Annotated in this window: 21 protein-coding genes; 7 read left to right on the top strand and 14 right to left on the bottom strand. The window is 73.2% G+C overall.

All coding sequences use genetic code 11. The annotated features are described in order from the left end of the window. Position 1 precedes the first annotated feature (1 nt). The 8 genes from era to hrcA are packed head-to-tail and all read right to left on the bottom strand — an operon-like array spanning position 2 to position 7,159. The gene (gene era / locus HDG68_RS06120; protein WP_172150234.1) at positions 2-952 is read right to left on the bottom strand and encodes a GTPase Era; all 951 of its coding nucleotides are present in this window, start codon (positions 950-952) and stop codon (positions 2-4) included. Beyond that, positions 949-2,256, bottom strand: a complete 1,308-nt coding sequence (locus HDG68_RS06125; RefSeq protein WP_172150236.1) for a CBS domain-containing protein — start codon at positions 2,254-2,256, stop codon at positions 949-951. The genes era and HDG68_RS06125 overlap by 4 nt, the downstream gene beginning before the upstream one ends. Before the next feature lie 3 nt (positions 2,257-2,259). Continuing rightward, positions 2,260-2,712, bottom strand: coding sequence for an rRNA maturation RNase YbeY (gene ybeY, locus HDG68_RS06130; RefSeq protein ID WP_172150238.1), 453 nt, complete (start codon positions 2,710-2,712; stop codon positions 2,260-2,262). Beyond that, entirely contained in the window at positions 2,709-3,773 is a 1,065-nt protein-coding gene (locus HDG68_RS06135; RefSeq protein WP_172150240.1) for a PhoH family protein, read from the bottom strand. The genes ybeY and HDG68_RS06135 overlap by 4 nt, the downstream gene beginning before the upstream one ends. Positions 3,774-3,775: 2 nt before the next feature. After that, the gene (locus tag HDG68_RS06140; protein WP_172150242.1) at positions 3,776-4,129 is read right to left on the bottom strand and encodes an HIT domain-containing protein; all 354 of its coding nucleotides are present in this window, start codon (positions 4,127-4,129) and stop codon (positions 3,776-3,778) included. A gap of 10 nt (positions 4,130-4,139) precedes the next feature. After that, entirely contained in the window at positions 4,140-4,919 is a 780-nt protein-coding gene (locus tag HDG68_RS06145; RefSeq protein ID WP_172150244.1) for a 16S rRNA (uracil(1498)-N(3))-methyltransferase, read from the bottom strand. 22 nt (positions 4,920-4,941) lie between these two features. Beyond that, the gene (gene dnaJ, locus HDG68_RS06150; RefSeq protein ID WP_172150246.1) at positions 4,942-6,063 is read right to left on the bottom strand and encodes a molecular chaperone DnaJ; all 1,122 of its coding nucleotides are present in this window, start codon (positions 6,061-6,063) and stop codon (positions 4,942-4,944) included. A gap of 55 nt (positions 6,064-6,118) precedes the next feature. After that, positions 6,119-7,159 (bottom strand): heat-inducible transcriptional repressor HrcA, encoded by a 1,041-nt coding sequence (gene hrcA, locus HDG68_RS06155; RefSeq protein ID WP_172150248.1) that lies wholly within the window; start codon positions 7,157-7,159, stop codon positions 6,119-6,121. Positions 7,160-7,338: 179 nt separating this feature from the next. On the opposite strand from hrcA, the gene HDG68_RS06160 reads away from it, so the two are divergent. Beyond that, positions 7,339-8,208 (top strand): DUF3097 family protein, encoded by an 870-nt coding sequence (locus HDG68_RS06160; RefSeq protein ID WP_172150250.1) that lies wholly within the window; start codon positions 7,339-7,341, stop codon positions 8,206-8,208. A gap of 15 nt (positions 8,209-8,223) precedes the next feature. Here HDG68_RS06160 and HDG68_RS06165 read toward each other — a convergent pair whose 3' ends face one another. After that, on the bottom strand, positions 8,224-8,760 hold the full coding sequence (locus HDG68_RS06165; protein WP_172150252.1) for a DUF4282 domain-containing protein: 537 nt from the start codon (positions 8,758-8,760) through the stop codon (positions 8,224-8,226). Between the two features lie 126 nt (positions 8,761-8,886). Between HDG68_RS06165 and HDG68_RS06170 the strand changes: the two genes are divergently transcribed. Together HDG68_RS06170 and HDG68_RS06175 are read left to right on the top strand one after the other, a co-directional pair. Next, complete coding sequence (locus tag HDG68_RS06170) at positions 8,887-9,288, top strand: DUF4870 domain-containing protein (protein WP_172150254.1); 402 nt, start codon at positions 8,887-8,889, stop codon at positions 9,286-9,288. 131 nt (positions 9,289-9,419) lie between these two features. Next, positions 9,420-9,824 carry a DUF4870 domain-containing protein gene (locus HDG68_RS06175; protein WP_343037450.1) on the top strand — a complete coding sequence of 135 codons (405 nt, stop codon included), beginning with the start codon at positions 9,420-9,422 and terminating at the stop codon, positions 9,822-9,824. Here HDG68_RS06175 and hemW read toward each other — a convergent pair whose 3' ends face one another. After that, a complete protein-coding gene (gene hemW / locus HDG68_RS06180) occupies positions 9,825-11,114 on the bottom strand; it encodes a radical SAM family heme chaperone HemW (protein ID WP_172150256.1) in 1,290 nt (429 codons plus the stop codon). It lies immediately after the preceding gene. After that, on the bottom strand, positions 11,114-12,991 hold the full coding sequence (gene lepA / locus HDG68_RS06185) for a translation elongation factor 4 (RefSeq protein WP_172150258.1): 1,878 nt from the start codon (positions 12,989-12,991) through the stop codon (positions 11,114-11,116). Before lepA ends, hemW begins: the two co-directional genes overlap by 1 nt. 163 nt (positions 12,992-13,154) lie before the next feature. Between lepA and HDG68_RS06190 the strand changes: the two genes are divergently transcribed. Together HDG68_RS06190 and HDG68_RS06195 are read left to right on the top strand one after the other, a co-directional pair. Continuing rightward, positions 13,155-13,940, top strand: a complete 786-nt coding sequence (locus HDG68_RS06190; protein WP_172150260.1) for a maleylpyruvate isomerase N-terminal domain-containing protein — start codon at positions 13,155-13,157, stop codon at positions 13,938-13,940. 123 nt (positions 13,941-14,063) lie between these two features. Continuing rightward, a complete protein-coding gene (locus HDG68_RS06195) occupies positions 14,064-14,915 on the top strand; it encodes an enoyl-CoA hydratase-related protein (RefSeq protein WP_172150262.1) in 852 nt (283 codons plus the stop codon). Here the strand turns inward: HDG68_RS06195 and HDG68_RS06200 are convergent. The 3 genes from HDG68_RS06200 to HDG68_RS06210 are packed head-to-tail and all read right to left on the bottom strand — an operon-like array spanning position 14,887 to position 18,292. Continuing rightward, the gene (locus tag HDG68_RS06200; protein ID WP_172150264.1) at positions 14,887-15,726 is read right to left on the bottom strand and encodes a transglutaminase N-terminal domain-containing protein; all 840 of its coding nucleotides are present in this window, start codon (positions 15,724-15,726) and stop codon (positions 14,887-14,889) included. The genes HDG68_RS06195 and HDG68_RS06200 overlap by 29 nt on opposite strands. Further along, the gene (locus tag HDG68_RS06205; protein ID WP_172150266.1) at positions 15,723-16,658 is read right to left on the bottom strand and encodes an alpha-E domain-containing protein; all 936 of its coding nucleotides are present in this window, start codon (positions 16,656-16,658) and stop codon (positions 15,723-15,725) included. The genes HDG68_RS06200 and HDG68_RS06205 overlap by 4 nt, the downstream gene beginning before the upstream one ends. Further along, positions 16,652-18,292 (bottom strand): circularly permuted type 2 ATP-grasp protein, encoded by a 1,641-nt coding sequence (locus tag HDG68_RS06210; protein WP_172150268.1) that lies wholly within the window; start codon positions 18,290-18,292, stop codon positions 16,652-16,654. Before HDG68_RS06210 ends, HDG68_RS06205 begins: the two co-directional genes overlap by 7 nt. A gap of 99 nt (positions 18,293-18,391) precedes the next feature. Between HDG68_RS06210 and HDG68_RS06215 the strand changes: the two genes are divergently transcribed. Both HDG68_RS06215 and rpsT read left to right on the top strand, forming a co-directional pair. Beyond that, positions 18,392-18,931 carry a type II toxin-antitoxin system PemK/MazF family toxin gene (locus tag HDG68_RS06215; protein WP_343037451.1) on the top strand — a complete coding sequence of 180 codons (540 nt, stop codon included), beginning with the start codon at positions 18,392-18,394 and terminating at the stop codon, positions 18,929-18,931. A 190-nt stretch (positions 18,932-19,121) separates the two neighbouring features. Then, complete coding sequence (gene rpsT, locus HDG68_RS06220) at positions 19,122-19,382, top strand: 30S ribosomal protein S20 (protein WP_172150270.1); 261 nt, start codon at positions 19,122-19,124, stop codon at positions 19,380-19,382. The last annotated feature ends 205 nt before the right edge of the window (positions 19,383-19,587 follow it).

Here is a 19,587-nt window from a genome sequence, read left to right on the forward strand (position 1 = left end):
TTCAGAAGCCCAACCGCTGCAGCTGCTTCGGGTCGCGCTGCCAGTCCTTGGCGACCTTGACGTGCAGGTCCAGGTAGATGCGCGCGCCGAGCAGCTTCTCGATGCCCTCGCGGGCCTGGGAGCCCACCTCCCGCAACCGCGACCCGCCGCGCCCGATGATAATGCCCTTCTGGCTCTCGCGCTCGACGAACAGGTTCACGCGCACGTCCAGCAGCGGCGGCCGGCCCGTGGACTCGTCCTCGGTGCCCTCGCGGGGCACGATCTCCTCGACCACGACCGCCAGCGAGTGGGGCAGCTCGTCGCGGACGCCCTCGAGGGCCGCCTCGCGCACGAGCTCGGCGATCATCGTCTCCTCGGGCTCGTCGGTGAGCTCGCCCCCGGGATAGAGGTCGGGCCCCTCGGGAAGGTGGGCGATCAGCACGTCGGTGAGCTCGTCGACCTGGTAACCGCCCTTGGCGGAGACGGGCACGATCGCCGACCAGTCCCGGTCCAGCGAACGGGCGAGCAGGTCCACCGCCATGAGGTGCTCCGCCAGCTCGCCCTTGCCGACCAGGTCGGACTTGGTGACCACCGCGACCACCGGGACGGCGCGCCGGCCCTCCATCAGCGGGGCGAGCTGGTTGGCGATGTACCGGTCGCCGGGGCCGATCTTCTGGTCGGCGGGCAGGCAGAACGCGACCACGTCGACCTCGCTGAGGGTGTCCACCACCAGGGTGTTCAACCGCTCGCCGAGCAGCGTGCGGGGTCGGTGCAGCCCCGGGGTGTCGACGAGCACGAGCTGGGCGTCGTCGCGCTGGACGATGCCGCGGATCGTGTGCCGGGTGGTCTGCGGCCGCGCCGACATGATGGCGACCTTCTGGCCGACCAGCGCGTTGGTGAGCGTCGACTTGCCGACGTTCGGCCGGCCGACGAGGCAGGCGAACCCGGAGCGGTGGTCCTCGGGGGTGGTCATGCGGAGTCCTTCTGATCGTGCGGCACGAGGGCGTCCCCGTCCGCTGCTTCGACGGCGGTGCGTCGCACCAGGATGCTCGAGAGCTGCTTGCGGCGCCCCTCGACCCGTTCCGCCTCCAGGCGCAGCACGCCGACGTCGGCGGCGGAGCCGGGCAGCGGGACCTTGCCGAGCGCCTTGGCGAGCAGGCCGCCGACGGTGTCGACGTCGTCGTCGTCCAGGCGCAGGTCGAACAGCTCGCCCAGCTCGTCCACCGGCAGCCGTGCGGGGACCCGCCACGTGCCGTGGTCCAGCTCCTCCGGCTCGGGCTCGGGCGCGGTGTCGTGCTCGTCGGTGAGCTCGCCGACGAGCTCCTCGATCACGTCCTCGACGGTGACCAGGCCGGCCACGCCGCCGTACTCGTCGACGACGATCGCGATGTGGGAGCGGCGGGCCTGCATGTCGCGCAGGAGGTCGTCGGCCGGCTTGGACTCGGGCACGAAGATCGCCTCGCGCACGACGTCGCCGACGGGCCGGTCCTCGGCGCGGGGGTCGGCGTCGAGCAGGCGTGCGACGTCCTTGAGGTAGACCACGCCGACCAGGTCGTCCACGGTCCGCCCCACCACGGGCACCCGCGAGAACCCGGAGCGCAGGAACAGGCGCATCGCCTTGCGCAGCGGGGTGGCGGACCCGGTGGTGACCATGTCGGTGCGCGGCACCATCACCTCGCGGGCGAGGGTGTCGCCGAGCTCGAGCGCCGAGCGCAGCAGCTCGCGCTCGGGTTCCTCGATCGCCTCGTTCTCCCGCACGCGGTCGGCCATCTCGCGCAGCTCGTCGGCGTCCTGTCCGGGGGTCTCGCCGCCCGCGCGGGGGCGGGGCACCCACGCCACGGCACGGTGGACGACGGTCAGCGGACCCGCGAGGCCGACCAGGGCCTGGGTGGGTCGGTGGTGCGCCCACGTGCGCGGGCTGAGCCGCACCACGAGGAGACCCGCCACGACGCCGACGACGAGGACCCCGAGCAGCACCTCCCACCAGCGGCCGAACCAGTGCGCCAGCAGCAGGGTCGCGCTGGCGACCGACACCGTCTCGGCGAGCACGCGCACCAGCGCGAACGACCCGGCGGCTTCGGGGTCGGCCGCGAGCGCCTGCGCACGCTCGATCCGCCGTCGTCGTGCCGGGGGGCCCTCGCTGCCGACCTCCTCGAGGGCGACGGCGAGCGACACCCGCGTCACGCGCAGGACGGCCGCCTCGCCGGCGCTGAGCACGGCGGAGATCGCGACCGCGCCGACGAGCACCACCCACAGCAGGGCGTCAGGAGCCTCCACGGGTCACCGCCCGGCCAGGAAGGTCAGCAGGAGCCGGCGCTGGAGGCCGAACATCTCGGCCTCCTCGTCCGGTTCGGCGTGGTCGTAGCCGAGCAGGTGCAGGATCCCGTGCGTGGTCAGCAGCAGCATCTCCTCGACGGTGGAGTGCCCGGCGGCCTGCGCCTGGGTCGCGGCGACCTCGGGGCACAGCACGATGTCGCCGAGCGTGCCGGGCGGGGTCTCCTCGCCCTCGCGTCCGGGTCGCAGCTCGTCCATGGGGAACGACAGCACGTCGGTGGGCCCCGGTTCGTCCATCCACTGCACGTGCAGGTCGGTCATGGCCTCGACGTCGACGAACAGGATGGACAGCTCGGCCTGCGGGTGCACGTGCAGCTCGTCCAGGGCGAACCGGGCCAGTGCCGCGAACTCGGCCTCGTCGACGTCGACGCCGGACTCGTTGTTGACCTCGATGCTCACCGGCGTCCTCCTCGGTCGTGGCGGCCGGGACGACGGCGGTCGTCGGCCGGGCGGGTGCTGTCCCACCGTGCGTAGGCGTCCACGATGTCGCTGACGAGCCGGTGGCGCACGACGTCGCCGCTGCCCAGGCGGCAGAACTCGACGTCGTCGACGCCGGTGAGGATGTCCTCGACGACCCGCAGCCCGGACGCGGTCCCGCCCGGCAGGTCGACCTGGGTGGCGTCGCCGGTGATCACCATCGTGGAGCCGAACCCGAGCCGGGTGAGGAACATCTTCATCTGCTCGGCGGAGGTGTTCTGCGCCTCGTCGAGGATGATGAACGAGTCGTTGATCGTTCGTCCCCGCATGTACGCCAGCGGGGCGACCTCGATCGTGCCGGACTCGACCAGCCGCGGGATCGCGTCGGGGTCGAGCATGTCGTGCAGCGCGTCGTACAGCGGCCGCAGGTAGGGGTCGATCTTGTCGCTGAGGGAGCCCGGCAGGTAGCCGAGCTTCTCCCCGGCCTCGACGGCGGGGCGCGTGAGCACGATCCGGTTGATCTGCTTGGCCTGCAGCGCCTGCACGGCCTTCGCCATCGCGAGGTAGGTCTTGCCGGTGCCGGCGGGGCCGATGCCGAACGTGATGGTGTTGGCGTCGATGGCCTCGACGTAGGACTTCTGCCCGACCGTCTTGGGTCGGATCGTGCGGCCTCGGCTGGACAGGATCTGGTGGGTGAGCACCTCGGCGGGCCGGTGCACGGTCGCTGCGGTGAGCATCGCGACCGACCGGGACACGACCTCGGGCGTGAGCTGGGCTCCGGACTCGGCGACCTCGACGAGCTCGTCGAGCAGCTGGGAGACCAGCCCGACGTCCTGCGAGGGGCCGCGGACGGCGATCTCGTTGCCGCGGGCGTGCACGTCGACGGCGGGGAAGCCGTCCTCGACGGCCCGCAGCACGGCGTCGCCGCTGCCGAGCAGCGCCACCATCGGCACGTGCGGCGGGACGACGACCCGGTGCTCGGCGCTGTGGGTGCCCGACGGCGTGGACGCGGCCGGGTGGGACGACGGTACGGAGGACGTCATGCTCAGGCGGGACTCCATCCCAGCTGGGTGCCGGCGATCACATGGCCGTGCACGTGGAAGACGCTCTGGCCCGCGCGGGGGCCGGAGTTGAAGATGAACCGGTACTGACCGTCGGCCAGGTCGTGGGCCACGGTGTCCGCGACGGAGACGACCTCGGCGAGCAGGGTCGGGTCGGCGGCGGCGAGCACGGACACGTCGCCGTGGTGCTCCTTGGGCACGACGAGCACGTGCACGGGCGCCTGCGGGTCGATGTCGCGGAAGGCGACGACGCGTTCGGTCGTCTCCACGACGTCGGCCGGCAGGTCCCCGGCGACGATCTTGCAGAAGAGGCAGTCCGTCTCGGCGGTGTCCGTCATGCGCTCCACGCTACCGCCACCGGCCAAGCCGGTCGCTCAGGAGCGCCACGGCGACGGGTCCCGCCGTCGAGGTGCGCAGCACGTGGGGTCCGAGCCGCGCGGTGACGGCGCCGGCGCCGGTCAGGACGTCGAGCTCGTCGGCGCCGATGCCGCCCTCGGGCCCGACGACCACCAGCAGCTCGGGTGCGGGCGCCCCGGACGCGGGGGCGGGCAACACGACATCCGCGAGCGCCGTCGTGGCCTCCTCGTGCAGCACGACGACGGCACCGCCGACGGCGACGACGTCCCGGGTGCGCTCGGCCAGGCCGCGGGTGGTCACGTGCTGGTCGACGGCGGGCAGCCGGGCCCGGCGGGACTGCTTGACGGCGGAGCGCACCGTGGCCTCCCACTTGGCGTGGGACTTGGAGGCGCGCGGACCGCGCCAGACGACGACGGACCGGTCGGCCTGCCAGGGCAGGACCCGGTCGACGCCGAGCTCGACGGCGGCCTCGACGGCCTGGTGGTCGCGGTCGCCCTTGGCGAGGGCCTGGGCGAGGGCGACGGTCACCGTGGGCGCCGCCTCGTGGGTGACGTCCTCGACCGTGAGGTGCAGGTCGTGGCCGTCGACCGACGCGACGACGCCGTGCAGCCGGGTGCCGGCCCCGTCGACGACGTCGACGCGCTCGCCGGGTCCGCGGCGCTGGACGACGGCGGCGTGCCGGCCCTCGGGCCCGGTGAGCACGTACGTGCCGCCGGGCTGCACCGTCAGGGGCGGTGCGCCGTCGTCGACGAGGAAGACGGGTGCGCTCATGCCGGGTCCGTGCCGGGCGCGGTCACCGGCCGCCGAACTTGTCGCGCAGCCGGGAGAACACGCCGGGGTGGGCGGCGGTGAGGCGGGGCTCGGGGCGCTCCTCGCCGCGTGCGGCGGCGAGCTTGCGCAGCAGCTCGCCCTGCTCGTCGTCCAGCGAGGTGGGGATGGTGACCTCGACGTGGACGTTGAGGTCGCCGCGCCCGTTGCCGTGCAGGTGGCCGACGCCGAGACCCTTGAGGGTGACGATCTGGCCGGGCTGGGTGCCGGGACGCAGGTCGATCTCCTCGGGTCCGTCGAGCGTGGCGAGCTCGAGCACGGTGCCCAGGGCGGCGGCGGTCATGGGGACCTGCAGGGTGCAGTGCAGGTCGTCGCCCCGGCGTACGAACGTGTCGTGGGCCTTCTCGCGGATCTCGACGTAGAGGTCGCCGGCGGGGCCGCCGCCGGGGCCGACCTCGCCCTGTGCGGACAGCTTGATGCGGGTCCCGGTGTCGACGCCGGCGGGGACGTTGACGCTCAGGGTGCGGCGCGAGCGGACGCGGCCGTCGCCGGAGCACTCGGCGCAGGGCTCGGGGATGACCGTGCCGAAGCCCTGGCAGGCGGCGCAGGGTGCGGTGGTCATGACCTGGCCGAGGAAGGAGCGGGCGACGCGCTGGACGTTGCCGCGTCCCTGGCAGACCTCGCAGGTGCGCACGTCGGTGCCGGGCCGGCAGCCGTTGCCGCTGCAGGTGCCGCACACCACGGCGGTGTCGACCTGCAGCTCGCGCTTGGCGCCGAACGTCGCCTCGGCGAGGTCGATGTCGAGGCGCACGAGCGCGTCCTGGCCGCGGCGGGCGCGCGGGACGGGGCCGGACGGCTGCCCGCCGCCCCCGAAGAACGTCTCGAAGATGTCCTGGAAGCCGAAGCCCTGGCCGAACCCGCCGCCGGCACCACCCGGGGCGCTGGGGTCCACCCCCATGTCGAACTGCTGGCGCTTCTCCGGGTTGGAGAGCACCTCGTAGGCGCGGGCGACGTCCTTGAAGCGTTCCTCGCCCTCCGCCCCGGCGACGTCCGGGTGCAGCGTGCGGGCGAGCTTGCGGTAGGCCTTCTTGATCTGCTCGGGCGAGGCGTCGCGCTCGACGCCGAGGATCTCGTAGTAGTCGGTCACAGGTCTCTCTTCGGTGACGTTGAGAAGTCTGGTCAGGTTCCCCGGGGCCGGCCGGTCAGTTCGGCAGGACCCGGGAGAGGTAGCGGGCCACGGCACGCACCGAGGCAATGGTGCCGGGGTAGTCCATGCGGGTGGGGCCGATCGATCCGAGCGAGGCGACCGTGTCGCCGTCGGTACCGTAGCCGGAGGCCACGACGGACGTCTCGGTGAGGCCGTCGAGGCGGTTCTCGTGCCCGATGCGCACCCCGACGCCGTCGCCGGCCATCTCGGTGAGCAGACCGAGCAGCACGACCTGTTCCTCGAGGGCCTCCAGCACGGGGCTGAGCCCCTGCTCGAAGGTGGCCTCGGACCGGGCCAGGTTGGCGGTGCCGGCCAGCACGATCCGCTCCTCGCCCTCCTCGCCGAGGGTGTCCACGACGAGGTCAGCCACGGCCTGGGCGACGCCGCCGAGCTCGGGCCCGACGGCCTCGACGACGCCCGCGAACGCCGTCGGCAGGTCGCGCAGGCGCTTGCCGGCGGCGGCCGCGTTGAAGCGCGCCCGCAGCTCGCCGAGCGTGATGTCGTCGAGCACGATCCCGCCGTCGGTGCCGTCCGGGCGCAGCGGCAGCTCGCAGAAGCGCTGCTCGACGCGGCCGGTGTCGGTGATGACGACGACGAGCAGACGCCCCTCGGCCACCGGGACGAGCTCGAGGTGCCGCAGCCCGGACCGTCGCAGCGACGGGTACTGGACCACGGCGACCTGCCCGGTGAGCTGGGCGATGAGCCGCCCGGCGCGGGTCAGGACGTCGTCGAGGTCGACGGCCTCGGACAGGAAGGTCTCGATGGCGCGCTTCTGCGGGACGTTGAGGGGACGCACCTCGGCGAGGCGGTCGACGAACACCCGGTAGCCGGCGTCCGTGGGCACCCGCCCGGCCGAGGTGTGCGGCTGGGCGATGTACCCGGCCTCCTCCAGGGCGGCCATGTCGTTGCGGATCGTGGCCGGGGACACGCCGAGACGATGGCGCTCGGTGAGCATGCGGGAGCCCACCGGTTCGCGCGTCGTGACGTAGTCCTCGACGATGGCGCGCAGCACCTCGAACCTGCGGACCTCGCTCACGTGACCCTCCCCTCGCTCGTCTTCCCCGTGTCCTCGTCCGGTCTTAGCACTCTCGTGCGTCGAGTGCCATCCATCCTACGCGCAGCCGCCGACAGGTCCGGCGACGACGGCGGTCCCGTGCCACGAGGTCCCGGAGTGTCGGTCGCCGGCGACGCCGCACGGCTCCGTAGGCTCACGCCGTGCACGATCGCTACGGTTCCGACGTCCTGTCCTCCTCCCCCGGCGCGCCGGACGGGTCCGCCCACCACCGCCGTCGGCCCACGTCGGCGCCGGTGCCGGCCGAGACCGGCCTGGTGGTCGAGGAGGTCGGCTCCGGCTGGGTCGGGGCCGTGACCCGGGTGGAGAAGTCCGGCGGGGTGCACCTGGTGGTCCTCGAGGACCGGCGCGGGAAGGTGCGGTCGTTCCCCCTCGGCCCGGGCTTCTGGGTCGACGGGCAGCCCGTCGAGCTCACCGCCCCCGTCACATCCCGGGCACCGGCCGCCCCGACGCGCACGGCGTCGGGCTCGGTGGCCGTGCACGGCGCCCGCGCGCGCGTGGCCCGCGGCTCGCGCATCTGGGTGGAGGGCAAGCACGACGCCGAGCTCGTGGAGAAGGTCTGGGGCGACGACCTGCGCATCGAGGGGGTCGTGGTCGAGATGCTCGACGGCGTCGACCACCTCGCCGAGGCGCTCGCGGAGTTCGACCCCACGCCGGACCGGCGGGTCGGTGTGCTGGTGGACCACCTGGTGCCCGGCGCCAAGGAGCAGCGGATCGCCGCCGACGCGCTGCGCACCGTGCCCGACGGCACGGTGCTGGTGCTCGGGCACCCCTACGTCGACGTCTGGCAGGCGGTCAAGCCGGCACGGGTGGGGCTGGACGCCTGGCCCACGATCGACCGGGGCACGGAGTGGAAGCGCGGCATCCTGGCGGAGCTGGGCTGGCCGGCGGACACGACCGCCGACGTCGGCCGGGCGTGGCAGCGGATCCTGGCCTCGGTGCGCGACTTCAGAGACCTCGACCCGGCCCTGCTGGGCCGGGTCGAGGAGCTCATCGACTTCGTGACGGCGTGAGGCCGCCGGGACGGGTCAGACGATCCCGTCGCGCTCGGCGTAGCGGTTGACCTTCTCGGAGATGTTCACCACCGCCTGGAAGACCTCGAGGCCGATCCGGTAGATCGCCAGGTAGACGAGGGCGACGATCCATCCGAACAGGATGGTGAACAGCCCGATGTACCACTGGTCCGAGAACAGCGTCACGACGCCGAAGATGAACCAGCCCAGCCAGACGAGGGCCAGCAGGATCGTCACGATGACGTAGACGATCTTGACGATCTTCGGGGTGACGTAGTTCGCGAACGAGAAGTCGAACAGCGAGCCGAGCAGACCCTTCGTGTCGTCGCGGGCCACGCCGGCCGCCGACGAGGCGGCGTTCGCGTAGAACGGCTGCTGGCCGCCGCTGCCCGGCTGCTCGTGGTGCGGCTGCTGCTGGTACGGCTGAGCGGGCGGCTGCTGCTGGTACGACGGCGGCTGCTGGTAGGGCTGCTGGGGCGGCGTCGGCTGCGTGGGCTCCTCGCCGTACGGGTCCTCGGGGCGCCCGGGCTGGTTCGGCGGGTTCTCGCTCATCGTTCCTCCTGGTGGTGCGGGTGGGATCGGCACCAGGGTGGTCCCTGACCAGCGCCGTCGCCACCGGAACGCACGGCGCGTCCGCTATGGGTGACTTCGCACCGCCCGGCCTGGGACAATGGAGCCATGACACAGACACCTCCCCCACCGGGCGCCGGCGGGTTCGAAGGACCGCGTCCGCTGTCCCGGTCCGACGAGCGGACCTGGGCGATCTTCGCCCATCTGGGCCCGCTCCTGGTCGGCGTCCTGACCGTGGGCTGGCTCGCCTTCGTCGCGCCGCTGGTGATCTGGCTGGTCCTGCGCGACCGCAGCACCTACGTGGCGAACCAGGCCAAGGAGGCCCTGAACTTCCAGCTCACGCTGCTCATCGGCACCGTGATCGGCTATCTCCTCACCTGGATCCTGGTCGGGTTCCTGATCCTGGGCGTGGTGTGGGTCTTCGGGATCGTCTTCGCGATCATCGCGGCGCTCGCCGTCAACCGGTACGAGGACTTCGAGTACCCGTTGACGCTCCGCCTGGTGAAGTAGCGGACACGCGGCGCGGGCGGGGCGGGTGAATCGACCTCAGTTCCCCGTCAACTCCGTCCGGGGACGGGGGCTTCGTCGCTACCGTGCCCGTCGGCCGGAAAGTCCGGATCATGACGTTCATGGAGGTTGCCGTGACCGAACCCACCCCGCACCAGACGACCCCGTCGCCTCAGGCACCGCTCGCGCCGCAGGACGAGCGGACCTGGTCGGTCCTCGCCCACGTGAGCGGCGTCGTCCTGTCCGTCGTCGGCCCGCTGGTCGTGTGGCTGGTGTTCCGGGACCGCAGCGCGCGCGTCGACCACCAGGGCAAGCAGGCGCTGAACTTCCAGCTCACGCTCCTGATCGGCTACGTGGCCGTCTGGGTCGTCTTCGGCGTCGTCGCGATGATCCCGATCATCGGGTTGCTCGCGTTCCTCGGCGGCGTCCTCGCGTTCGGCATCTGGGTGTGCTCGCTGGTCTTCAGCATCCTCGGCGCCGTGGCCGCGTCGCGCGACGAACGCTACGAGTACCCGTTCGCCGTCACGTTCGTGCGCTGATCAGACCGTCAGGTCCCGCACAACGGCATCGGCCAGCAGCCGGCCGCGCCGCGTGAGGACGGCCCGACCACGGACCGCGGCCGCCCCGTCGAGCAGCCCGGACGCCACCAGTCCGGCCACGGCGCGGCGGCCGTCGGCCTCCAGCACGTCGAGGTCGAGCCCCTCGGCCAGCCGCACCCCCAGCATCACGCGCTCCAGGTGCGCCTCGGCCGTGGTGAGGAGCTCGCGCCCGGCACCGGGCGAGCGCCCGTCCTCCAGCAGCGCGGCGTAGCGCCGCGGGTGCTTGACGTTCCACCAGCGCACGCCCGCCACGCCGTCGGCAGGCCCGCCGGCGGGCGCGCCGACGTAGGAGTGCGCGCCCGGGCCGATGCCCCACCAGTCGTCACCGCGCCAGTACGCCAGGTTGTGCCGGCAGGCGTGCTCGGCCCCGCGAGCCCAGTTGCTCACCTCGTACCAGTCGAGACCGGCGGCGGTCAGCAGGTCGTCGGCGAGCTCGTACTTGGCCGCCTGGTCGTCCTCGTCGGGCAGCGTCAGCTCGCCGCGGCGGACCTGGGCCGCCATCTTGGTGCCCGGCTCGACCACGAGGGCGTACGCCGAGACGTGGTCGACCCCGGTGGCCAGTGCCGTCTCCACCGAGGTGCGCCAGTCGGCGAGCGACTCCCCCGGCGTGCCGTAGATGAGGTCCAGCGAGACGTCGAGGCCGGCGTCACGCGCCCAGCGCACGACGTCGGGGATGCGGTCCGGGTCGTGGGTACGTTCCAGCGTGGCCAGCACGTGCGGCACCGCCGACTGCATCCCGAACGAGACCCGGGTGAACCCGGCGTCGGCCAGCACCGCCAGCGACTCGGGGGTCACCGAGTCGGGGTTCGCCTCCGTGGTGACCTCCGCCCCCTCGGCCAGGCCCCAGGTGGCATCGATGCGGCGCACGATCCGGCCCAGGTCGCCGGCCGGCAGCATCGTCGGCGTGCCGCCGCCGACGAACACCGTCGAGACCTCACGCCCGGACAGCCCGGCGTCGGCCAGCACGCGGGCCGCCAGGTCCACCTCGCGCAGCGCCGTGTCGGCGTACGCCACCTGGGAGGCACCGCCGCCGAGCTCGGCGGCGGTGTAGGTGTTGAAGTCGCAGTAGCCGCAGCGCACCGAGCAGAACGGCACGTGCACGTACACCCCGAACCGGCCCGCGGGGGCCGGTCCGGGCGCCCGGGTGCCGCCGTCGTGCGCCGTGCGGGCCACCGCCGCCGGCAGCGTCCCGTCGGGCGGGACGGGTTCTCCGTCGGGCAGGGCCGGCACTACTTCTTCTTGTCCTTGCCGCCGTCCTTGCCCCCGGCGCCGTCGGAGGACAGCGCGGAGATGAACGCCTCCTTCGGGACCTCCACGGACCCGATGTTCTTCATGCGCTTCTTGCCCTCCTTCTGCTTCTCGAGGAGCTTGCGCTTGCGGGAGATGTCGCCGCCGTAGCACTTGGCGAGCACGTCCTTGCGGATCGCCCGCACCGTCTCGCGCGCGATGATGCGCGCGCCGACGGCGGCCTGGATCGGCACCTCGAACTGCTGGCGCGGGATGATCTCCTTGAGCTTGGCCGTCATCTTCACGCCGTACTCGTAGGCGGCGTCCTTGTGCACGATCGCGCTGAACGCGTCCACCTGGTCGCCCTGCAGCAGGATGTCGACCTTGACCAGGTCGGCGGCCTGGTCGCCCGAGGGCTCGTAGTCGAGCGACGCGTAGCCGCGGGTGCGCGACTTGAGCGCGTCGAAGAAGTCGAAGACGATCTCGGCCAGCGGGAGGGTCCAGCGCAGCTCGACGCGGTCCTCCGAGAGGTAGTCCATCCCGTCGAGCTGACCGCGCCGGTCCGTGCACAAGCCCATGACGGCCCCGACGAACTCGCTCGGCGTCAGCACCGTCGCCTTGACGATCGGCTCGCGCACGTCCTTGATCCTGCCGCCCGGGAACTCCGAGGGGTTGGTGACCTTGACCTCGGTACCGTCCTCCATCGTCACGTCGTAGACGACGTTCGGGGCCGTCGAGATCAGGTCGAGGTCGAACTCGCGCTCCAGGCGCTCACGCACGATCTCCAGATGCAGCAGCCCCAGGAACCCGACGCGGAACCCGAACCCGAGTGCCACGGACGTCTCCGGCTCGTAGTTCAGGGCGGCGTCGTTGAGCTTGAGCTTGTCCAGCGCGTCGCGCAGGGTCGGGTAGTCCGAGCCGTCGATCGGGTAGAGACCGGAGAACACCATCGGCTTGGGGTCCTCGTAGCCGCCCAGCGGCTTCTCGGCGGGATTGTTCGCCGCCGTGACCGTGTCGCCCACCTTGGACTGGCGCACGTCCTTGACGCCCGTGATGAGGTAGCCGACCTCCCCGACGCCCAGACCGTTGGTCTTGATCGCCTCGGGCGAGATGACCCCGATCTCGAGCAGCTCGTGGGTGGCCTTGGTCGACATCATCTGGATCCGCTCGCGCGGGTTCAGGTCGCCGTCGACCGCCCGGACGTACGTCACCACGCCGCGGTAGGTGTCGTAGACGGAGTCGAAGATCATGGCGCGGGCCGGCGCGTCGGGGTCGCCGACGGGCGCCGGGACGCGGTGCACGATCCGGTCCAGGAGCTCTTCGACGCCCTCACCGGTCTTGCCCGAGACCCGCAGCACGTCCTCCGGCTCCCCGCCGACCAGGCCGGCCAGCTCGGCCGCGTACTTCTCCGGCTGCGCGGCGGGCAGGTCGATCTTGTTCAGGACCGGGATGATCTCCAGGTCGTGCTCCATGGCGAGGTACAGGTTCGCCAGCGTCTGGGCCTCGATGCCCTGGGCCGCGTCCACCAGCAGCACGGCACCCTCGCACGCCGCGAGGGAACGGGAGACCTCGTAGGTGAAGTCCACGTGCCCCGGGGTGTCGATCATGTTGAGCGCGTACGGCTCCTCGCCGAGCTGCCACGGCATGCGCACGGCCTGGGACTTGATCGTGATGCCGCGCTCACGCTCGATGTCCATCCGGTCGAGGTACTGCGCGCGGGCGTCCCGCGGCTGCACGACGCCGGTGAGCTGCAGCATGCGGTCGGCCAGCGTCGACTTGCCGTGGTCGATGTGGGCGATGATGCAGAAGTTGCGGATCAGCTCGGGCGCGGTCGCGTTGGGCTGGATGCGCTCGCTCAGCGCGGCAGACGGGATGGGCAACTCGTCTCGCTCCGTCGGGTCGGGGCTTGTGGGATGGGCCCGGTCATTGTCCCACGCCGCGTCACCGCCACCCGACGCCGGCGCCCGCCGGGCGGCAGGATGTCGACGCCCGACGGCGGCACCGAGCCTGGGAATCGGACCCGCGCCCGCCTACGGTGCCGTCATGACCACCAGCAGCACCGCCGTCGACCCCGCGACCGGACGCCGCGGCCCCGGCGTCGACGACCTGGACCGGCTCAGCCTGCTCAGCGCCGTGCAGGCCGAGTTCGCGGCCCGGATCCCCGCCACCGACCCGGAGGCACCCGTGCCCGCCTGCGGGCGGTGGCGGGTGCGGCACCTGGTGGTGCACCTGGGACGCATCCACCACTGGGCGGCCGGCCAGGCACGGCGCCGCCAGGAGACGCCCCTGGGGCGCGGCCCGTTCGACCTCGGACCGTTCTACGCCGCCCAGGCGGCCGAGCTGCGCGAGACGCTGACCGCGCTCGGGCCCGACGCCACCGCGTGGACGCTGCTCGGCACCGGGCCGGCGTCGTTCTGGCACCGGCGCCAGCTCCACGAGACGCTGGTGCACCTGCACGACCTGCGCGCCGCCGGCCTGGCCTCCGGCCCCGACGCCGCACGGGAACCGGTCGACGTGCCCGCCGCTGTCTGGGCCGACGGCGTCGACGAGGTCGCGCGGATGTTCCAGCCCCGCCAGGTCCGCCTGGGACGCGTCGACCCGCTGCCGCGCACCGTCCGGCTGGTCGCCTCCGACGTCGGTGAGAGCTGGACGCTCGGCGCGCACGAGGACGGCCGCCGTCCGGACGACCCCGCCGCGACGCTCACGGCGCCCGCCCGCGAGCTCGCGCTGCTGCTGTGGCGCCGGCTGACCACGGCCGAGTCGGGCGTGCGGCTCGACGGGGACGAGGCAGCGGTGCGCGCAGCGCTGGCGCCCGGCGTCGTGCCCTGACCCGACACCGGGCAGCGCCGGTCGGACTGAGACGCCGTCCGGGTCGATCCGGCACGCGGACGATGCTTGACTGCCACCAGCCCGGGGCCCACCGGGCGCCCGGACGCACCCGAGGAGGGGCCAGTGTCGTCAGCGCCCGTGGAGGTCTCCGTCAGCGGAGCCGTCGCCGAGGTGACCCTGAACCGCCCCGAGGCCCGCAACGCCCTGGACCTGGCGCTCAAGCAGGCGCTGCTGGAGGCCCTGACCGACGTCGGCTCCGACCCTGCCGTGCGGGCCGTGCTGCTCGCGGGCCGCGGCCCGGCGTTCTGCGTCGGCCAGGACCTGCGCGAGCACGCCGACGCCCTGGCGACCGGCGGGTGGGCCGAGCAGCGCACGGTCGAGCACCACTACAACCCCATCGTCCAGGCGCTGGCCACGATGCCGAAGCCGGTGATGGCCGCCGTGCACGGTGCGTGCGTCGGTGCCGGGCTCGAGCTGGCCCTCGCGGCCGACCTGCGGGTGCTGGCCGAGGACGCCGTGCTGGGCACCGCCTTCACGGGGATCGGCCTGACGTTCGACACCGGCCTGTCCGTCACCCTCGCCCGTGCCGTCGGCAGCGCCCGTGCCCGCGAGCTCGTGCTGCGCGGGGACACCATCGACGCCACCACCGCCGTCGCGTGGGGCGTCGCGGGCGAGGTGGTGCCGACGTCGGACGCCCTGGAGCGGGCACGCGAGCTCTCCGCGCGCCTGGCCGCAGGGCCGACGCAGGCCTACGCCGCGTCCAAGCGCCTCCTGGCCGACGGCCCCGAGCGTTCGCTGACCCAGACCCTGGCGGCCGAGGCCCGCGCGCAGGACGCGCTCGTGCGCACCGGCGACCACCGCGGCGCCGTCGAGGCCTTCCTGACCAAACGCACCCCGCGGTTCGACGGCGGCGTGCGAGCCGGCACCGACGCCGTCGGCGACCCGGCTACGCCAGCCGGGTCATCTCCACGGTGACGTCCAGCGAGCTCGCCCCGGCCCCCGCGAACACGCCCTTCAGCGGCGGCACGTCCGCGTACTCGCGGCCGCGGCCGATCACCACGTGGTCCTCCCCGACGAACCGACGGTTGGTGGGGTCGTAACCGACCCACTGCCCCGCCCACCACTCGAGCCAGGCGTGCGACTCCCCGTGCACCGCCTCCCCGACGGCCGCGTCCGACTGCGGCAGCAGGTAGCCCGAGACGTACCGCGCGGGGATGCCCACCGAGCGCAGCGCACCGATGCCGAGGTGCGCCATGTCCTGGCAGACGCCCTCGCGGGCCGCCCACGCGTCCGCGGCCGGACTGTGCACGGTGGTCACGCCCGCCACGTACTCGAGACGGTCGCGCACCGCCAGGCACACCGCCTCGGCGGCGTCGTCCGGGTCCAGGCCGGCCGCGGTCTCCAGCGCGAGCGCCGCCACGTCGTCGGGCACCGCCGTCGTCGGCGTCTCGGCCAGGAACGGCGAGTGCGCGTCGCTGGCCTCCTCGCCGCCCAGGACGTCCCAGCCGGCTCCCGAGCGCGCCGGCCCGCCGGACGCCACCTCGACCGTCGCGGTCGCCACGATGTCGAGGCGCTCGTGCGGGCGCAGCACCTCGAAGATCGTCACCTCCGTGCCCCAGTAGTCGCGGTAGGAGTCCGTCCAGGTGTGCGGCCGGACGTCGACGTGCGCCCCACGCACCACCTGGCGGGCGTCGTCGACCGGCGTCATCCGCGCCTCGTTGTACGACGCCGTCACCGCGTCGGTGTAGTCGAAACTCGTGGTGTGCACCACTCTCAGCAGGCTCACAGCGCCTCCCCCACCCAGGCCGTCGCGTTCGCCGGCGACGGGAAGTACCGGCCTCGGATCGCCTCGCTCGCCCGCGAGCACGCCTGCTGGACCTGCTCCATGACCGCGGGCAGGTCCTCGAGGGTGTCGGCGCGCCGCGTGTACTGCAGCCGCGCGCGCACGATGCCGAGCTCGCGCACGGCCTCGTCGTTGACCTCGCGGCGACCCTCGACGGGCTCGAGCGCCCGCAGCGCGCGGTCGGCGACGCCCAGCGCGTAGACGATCGTGCGGGGGAACAGCCGGTCGAGCACGAGGAACCCGGCGGCGTCCACGTCGGAGGTGCGACCGCGATGGGCGCGCAGGTAGGCCTCGTGGGCTCCGCAGGACCGCAGCAGCGTGGTCCATCCGGGCCCGGACGCACCGAGCCGTGCCTGGGTGGTGATGAGGCGCGCGGTCATGTCGGCCCGCTCGATCGACTGCCCGAGCACCATGAAGTGCCAGGTGGCGTCGTGCGGCGTGGCCGACTCCATGAGGCCGGCGACCACGGCCGCCCGCTGCCGCACCCAGGAGAAGAACTCGTGCGGCCCCGTACGCCGGGCCACCTGCTCGACCTCGTTGCGGGTCGTGTTCAGGGTCTCCCACAGCTCGGTCGAGACGATCTCGCGGGCCCGGCGGGCGTTCTCCCGGGCGGCGACGAGCGCGCCGGTGATCGACGACGGGTTGGTCCGGTCGCGCGCGAGGAGCTGCAACACCGTCTGGCGTCCCACCGGGCCGGACTCCGGCGGGGTCGGGTGGTCCATGATCGCCAGCAGGGAGCGGCAGGCCAGCGACTCCTCGGCCCACGGGTCCTCGGACAGGAGCTGGACGTGGACGTCGAGGATCCTGGCGGTGTCGTCGGCCCGCTCGACGTACCGGCCGATCCAGAACAGCGACTCGGCGATGCGGCTCAGCACGAGCCCACCTCCTCGACCAGGTGCCGGGATTCTCGCGCGCGCTGCTGCTGTTGTTGCTGCTGCTGCTCGCGGACCCCGGCCACGTCGGCCGGGTGCGCGTCGATCGGCACGCCCGCGTCGGCCGGGTCGGCCCCGCCGTCCGGCACCTCCTGCGCCTCCGGGTCGTCCCGGCCCACGGCGAGCTCCCCGGTCAGCGGGCCGCGGCGGGGCTCGAGCACCCAGGTGTCCTTGGACCCGCCGCCCTGGGAGCTGTTCACCACGAGCTGGCCCTCCGCGAGCGCCACCCGCGTCAGTCCGCCGGGCAGCACCCACACGTCCTCGCCGTCGTTGACGGCGAACGGTCGCAGGTCGACGTGCCGGGGGCGGAAGGCGCCGTCGACGTAGGTGGGCGCCGTCGAGAGCTGGATCAGCGGCTGGGCCACCCAGCCGCGCGGGTCGGCGATGAGCCGGCCGCGCAGCGTGGCCAGCTCGGCACGGCTCGCGTCGGGGCCGACGACGATGCCCTTGCCGCCGGAGCCGTCCACGGGCTTGACGACCAGCTCGTCGAGCCGGTCCAGCACCTCGGCAAGGGCGCCGGGCTCCTCGAGACGCCAGGTGTCCACGTTCGCCAGCACGGGTTCCTCCCCGAGGTAGTACCGGGTCAGGTCGGGCAGGTAGCTGTACACGAGCTTGTCGTCCGCGACGCCGTTGCCGATCGCGTTGGCCAGCGTCACGGTGCCCCGGCGGGCGCAGTCCACCAGCCCGGGCACGCCCAGCACGGAGTCGGCGCGGAAGCGCACCGGGTCGAGGAAGACGTCGTCCACCCGCCGGTAGACGACGTCCACACGCTGCGGTCCCGCCGTCGTGCGCATGTAGACGCGGCCGGACGCGCAGTACAGGTCCCGGCCCTCGACCAGCTCGACGCCCATGAGCCGGGCCAGCAGCGCGTGCTCGTAGTAGGCGGAGTTGTAGACGCCGGGGGTGAGCACGACGACGGTCGGGTCCGGTGCCTGGTCCGGCGCGGCGGCCACCAGGGCGGCGCGCAGCCGGCGCGGGTAGTCGACGACGCTGCGCACCCGCAGCTGGGAGAACAGCTCGGGGAAGGTGCGCACCATCGCCTGCCGGTTGGCCAGCACGTAGCTCACCCCGGAGGGCACGCGGACATTGTCCTCGAGCACGCGGAACTCGCCGGCCTCGTCGCGGACCAGGTCCACGCCGGCCACGTGGCAGCGGACCCCGTTCGGCGGCTCGATGCCGTGCGCCTCGCGCTGGAACTCCCGGCTGGACAGGACGAGCCGACGGGGCACCACGCCGTCGCGCACCGCCTCCTGAGGGCCGTAGACGTCCGCGAGGAACGCCTCGAGGGTGCGCACGCGCTGCTGGACGCCGCGGGTGATCCGGTCCCACTCGCCGGGCTCGACCACCCGAGGGACCACGTCGAGCGGGAACGGCCGCTCCTCGCCGGCGACGTCGAAGGTGATCCCCTGTGCCAGGTAGGAGTGACCCAGGGCCTCGGCCCGCGCCGAGACCTCGTCCGACCGCAGCGAGGCCAGGGTGTCCTGCACCGGGCCGTACCGGGGGCGCACCGCGCGGTCCCGGTCCAACAGCTCGTCGAACGCCGCGCCCAGCGGGTAGTCGTCGAAGAGGTCCGCCATGACCGCACGCTAGACGGGCCCCGGAACCGGGGTGTTCCCGGCGTGTTTCCCCGTCGTGACACGGCCCCGACGTCGGTCGCCGGCCGTAGGCTGTCCGCCGTGACGACGCACCGCCTCTCCCACCTGCTGCGGGGCGCCGCCCGCGCCATCGGCCGGACCCTCACCCGTTCCGGCGCGCGCCGCGGTGCACGGACCGGCCCGCGAGCCGCCGGGCGCACGGACCACCGCGGCACTCGATACCCGGGCGACTTCACCGGCGCCGTGCGCCCGGTGTACGCCCCGCACCTGGACGGCGACCCGGACCCCGGCGAGATCGTGTGGACGTGGGTGCCCTTCGAGGAGGACCACGCGCGCGGCAAGGACCGTCCCGTGCTGCTGGTGGGGCACGACGGGCCGTGGCTGCTGGCGCTGCAGCTCACGAGCAAGGACCACGACCGCGACGCCGCCCAGGAGGCCCGGTACGGCCGGCTCTGGATGGACATCGGATCGGGCCCGTGGGACGCGCGCGGCCGGCCGAGCGAGGTGCGGATCAACCGTGTGGTGCGGGTCGAGCCGGGTGCGGTGCGCCGCGAGGGCGCCGTGCTGGACCGCCGCGCGTTCGACGCGGTCGTGGCGGCGATGGGACGCGCCCGCCGCTGACGCGATCTTCCTCACAGCCGATTCCGCGGGAGCGCCTCGGGCTGGTACCGTAGATCTCTGCGTGTCCGCCCAGGTCGGCGGGCACAGCCGCAGTTCCTCTCCACGGGTTCCCCACCCCAGTCCCGGAGTTGCGGCCGCCCTCTACGACCTATCCGCTCGCCGTCAGGCGAACACACCAGGAAGTCCACCAGTGGCAAACATCAAGTCTCAGATCAAGCGCATCCAGACCAACGAGAAGGCGCGCCTGCGCAACCGTTCGGTCAAGTCCGAGCTGAAGACGCACGTGCGCAAGGTGCACGCGGCCGTCTCCGCCGGTGACAAGGAGGCCGCTCTGGCCGCCCTGCAGACCGCGTCGCGCAAGCTCGACAAGGCCGTCTCCAAGGGCGTCATCCACGCCAACCAGGCGGCGAACCGCAAGTCGGCGATCGCCAAGGCCGTCGACTCGCTCTGACCCGCGCACGGTCGCCGCGCGCGACCGACCGGCGTCCGACGCCCCCGCACCCCTCGCCGGGTGCGGGGGCGTCGTCGTGCCGGGGTACGCCTACCTCGGGGCGACGTTGCGGCGGTTTCAACCGGTCGTTGCAACACCGGGTTGTCAGGTGGTCGAGAGTAGTTGGTCGAGTTTCTCGGCGGGGGTGGCCCAGCCGAGGGTTTGG

The organism is Isoptericola chiayiensis (assembly GCF_013149805.1).
Lineage (GTDB): Bacteria > Actinomycetota > Actinomycetes > Actinomycetales > Cellulomonadaceae > Isoptericola > Isoptericola chiayiensis.

Excerpts from the sequence above, each read along its gene's own strand:
- era (WP_172150234.1), bottom strand. The coding sequence starts at position 952 with ATGACCACCCCCGAGGACCACCGCTCCGGGTTCGCCTGCCTCGTCGGC.
- HDG68_RS06135 (WP_172150240.1), bottom strand. The coding sequence starts at position 3,773 with ATGACGTCCTCCGTACCGTCGTCCCACCCGGCCGCGTCCACGCCGTCG.
- HDG68_RS06140 (WP_172150242.1), bottom strand. The coding sequence starts at position 4,129 with ATGACGGACACCGCCGAGACGGACTGCCTCTTCTGCAAGATCGTCGCC.
- HDG68_RS06145 (WP_172150244.1), bottom strand. The coding sequence starts at position 4,919 with ATGAGCGCACCCGTCTTCCTCGTCGACGACGGCGCACCGCCCCTGACG.
- HDG68_RS06165 (WP_172150252.1), bottom strand. The coding sequence starts at position 8,760 with ATGAGCGAGAACCCGCCGAACCAGCCCGGGCGCCCCGAGGACCCGTAC.
- HDG68_RS06170 (WP_172150254.1), top strand. The coding sequence starts at position 8,887 with ATGACACAGACACCTCCCCCACCGGGCGCCGGCGGGTTCGAAGGACCG.
- HDG68_RS06190 (WP_172150260.1), top strand. The coding sequence starts at position 13,155 with ATGACCACCAGCAGCACCGCCGTCGACCCCGCGACCGGACGCCGCGGC.
- HDG68_RS06210 (WP_172150268.1), bottom strand. The coding sequence starts at position 18,292 with ATGGCGGACCTCTTCGACGACTACCCGCTGGGCGCGGCGTTCGACGAG.